General features: G+C 56.6%; 1 protein-coding gene and 1 pseudogene. Both read right to left on the bottom strand.

Annotation, left to right across the window (positions count from 1 at the left end):
* Positions 1 to 233: 233 nt before the first annotated feature.
* Positions 234 to 743: pseudogene (locus NKI70_RS33690) on the bottom strand (ATP-binding protein); the annotation flags it as partial.
* Between the two features lie 240 nt (positions 744 to 983).
* Positions 984 to 2,168 carry a glycosyltransferase family 9 protein gene (locus NKI70_RS33685; protein ID WP_352726426.1) on the bottom strand — a complete coding sequence of 395 codons (1,185 nt, stop codon included), beginning with the start codon at positions 2,166 to 2,168 and terminating at the stop codon, positions 984 to 986.
* Between the last annotated feature and the right edge of the window lie 630 nt (positions 2,169 to 2,798).

Here is a 2,798-nt window from a genome sequence, read left to right as displayed (position 1 = left end):
ACCGCTTCGACGCACCTCCTGCAACAAACAGAAGCGGACATCTGATGTGCTACAAAAACCGGACAACTTGAAAAGCTACCGACACTGCGCGTAAAACCGCCTTTGTCAACGCAAGCTGCGTCGGACGTGCGTATTTCGCAAAAACGAGACAGTCGTGCCGCTAAATCGCGGACAGCAGTTTCACTAATTCGCGGACAGCAGGATGGGGTCGGCGCTCGGTTGCCTGGTTGAAGTCATTTGCGATTGATTTCGCCGTTTTTGGCGCCGGTCAAGGGCGGCGATGTTTTTTGCTTTCTCATGCTGTCGCCTTCGAGGGTGATGCGATGGGCGTTGTGGATGATCCGGTCGAGAATGGCGTCGGCTATTGTCGGCTCGCCGATCATGGCGTGCCACTGGGCGATCGGCAGTTGCGCGGTGATCAGCGTTGATTTCCGGCGATAGCGTTCCTCGAAGATTTCCAGCAGATCGAGACGCTGCTGGTCGGTCAGGTTGTGGGTGCCCCAGTCGTCAAGGATGAGCAGTTGCACCCGAGCCAGCTTGTCGATGAGACGGGGAAAGCGGCCGTCGAGACGCGCCAGGGCGAGATCTTCGAACAGACGCGGCATGCGCAGGTAGAGCACGGAATGATCGAGCCGGGCGGCCTGACGTCCGAAGGCGCAGGCCAGCCAAGTCTTTCCGGTGCCGGTCTGCCCGGTGATGATGAGGTTTTCATGCGCCTTCAGCCAGGCGCCTTGGGCCAGCTGTCGCTTGGCACTTATTTGGGGTCTCCCTCACTTTGTGTGGTTCATCTGCTGTTAGTGGCGCTGTCGCTATGGACGGGCATGCGAACGAAAACGAAATGGTCGCCCGGCCCAGGGGGTGACATCGCCACTGCGGTCCTTCGACCAAGTCGATTCGATTCTGAATATCGGCCTTTAGATGTTTGTAGCGATTGAATCAGCGACCAAGATCTGGGCAATAGCGGTTATGGTGACCGCGAGCCACTAAGCTTGTGCCGTACCCTTACAATGATTCATCAAGGCGTTTACCTCGGCAATCACGAGATCCGGCGTGATGTCGAACTTGCATCGGACTTTGACCGGACAATGCCGCACTTGGTCCAGACCACATCCGCGACATTCAATAACACTCATAAGCATGCTGACCAGGGGACCTCGAAACCCCCAAATCTCCGGTAGATGTGACGCCGTGAAAATGCCGATAGTAGGGCGGCCAAGCTGGGCAGCGACATGCCCGGTGCCTGAATTGTTCGAAACGACGAGCGCGGCCGAATTCACGAGATAATTGAATTCCAATTCCGACAAGTCGACAGCCGTCCGAATGTTCGCGGCTCCACGATCCCGAGCTATCTTCGCAACCTCCTCAAGCGCTTCCAGGCATTCGCCACGGGCAACGAGGACCACCTCACCACGGGTCGAAAGAGCAGCGACAACTTTGCCAAAACTTTCAATCGGCCAATCTCGCAGGCTGGAATTGGAGAACGGAGCCACGACAATCGGGGCATTGCCTTTAGTCGAATTCTGTGGGTGACCCGCTCCGCTTTCGAAATAGGCAGCTGCCTTTGCGACCAGAAAGAGGAGGATTTCTGACACATGCTGGAGACGCACCTGCTTGCGGTCAATGAACCAATCAAGCCATCTACGAGGGATTTTGTTAGCAAGCCCTATTTTTTGGACGAGCTTGTAGAAGATGGTTCTGCGCAGTTTCAGATTAAATGGCGCTATCGCAATATCGATCTGATGCATGCTGTACGGATCAACTATCGCCGCACGGTGCCTGGCGGGGACTTCAAGCAAGATGGGCCTTGTTTCTTCCGGAACACGCATATCAATGGCAAGATCAAACTCGCCGGTCAGCAGCGGCCTTATGTCGGCGGCTTCTTTGCGCGTTTTGACTTTCGGGTTGCGAGGAAAAAAGTCAAAAGCAATGTGATCGTCGGCGAGGTCGAACTGTTTTGCAGTAGCGATGTTCCAGCTTCCCACCACCAGCGTAATGTGGGCATGCGCAAAACGCTGACGAAGGTCCTTTAGGGGCCCTAGAGACATCCAAAAGTCGCCGACATGATCAAGCTTGAGGACCAAAATTCTCATCCTTGCGCTTGACTGTTCCGGCTCTTCCCAGCTGCGGTATATAATTTGATTGCGGTCGTGCTTTGTAAAATATGCCATTGCCATTCCGAAGATTATACGGTCAACACTGATAGCCCAGTGACGCGTGTGTAGGGTTGGAGTGCTCCCCACTTGTCCGCGTCTCCGCAAGAATTCTGCCATCAGATCCAAGCCGCGCTCCAGCAGGAGCTGTCGGGCGAAGTCTGCATCTCTAGCGGTGGTAGCGCGCCAAGAAGCCAGCTATGTCCCGACCCGCAATGTGAAGGGCTTCGTCACGGTCTTGCATGCAGTGAGTTCGAGAAACGCCGAGTAGACGGCGATCGCCAAGCCGCCGTCCCCAGATCTCGAGCATAACGGCAGTGGCCTCGCTCTTTGGTCGATGCTGATCCTGAATGAGACCGTCGCCGCCGGCGACGACATCGCCGGCCGGATTGACCGTCTCCGGCACGCCCTGTCGCTGTGGTCCCGCATCATGGTGGTTAACAAAGGACCCGCCGCAGGCGCTTTTTTCTGCGCGTCCGGGTCGTCCAACATGAAGTGGACGAAGCAACCCTGTGATGAAGTCGAGGCCCCCCCCACGGCGGGCGGGGCGGGGGCCGGGGGCGAACCCCAAATTAGACCAGCGTGGGTATGGGGCACGGGATAAACACGAAACGCGGTTTTGGTTGGGACGGCGTGGGGGAGACGGGT

It is taken from the genome of Mesorhizobium sp. M0500, assembly GCF_040321165.1.
Classification (GTDB): Bacteria; Pseudomonadota; Alphaproteobacteria; order Rhizobiales; family Rhizobiaceae; genus Mesorhizobium.
This window is presented reverse-complemented; position numbering and strand designations above follow the sequence as displayed.

Bases quoted from the DNA above. Each gene is read 5' to 3' on its own strand.
- NKI70_RS33685 (WP_352726426.1), bottom strand. From the start codon at position 2,168: ATGGCATATTTTACAAAGCACGACCGCAATCAAATTATATACCGCAGC.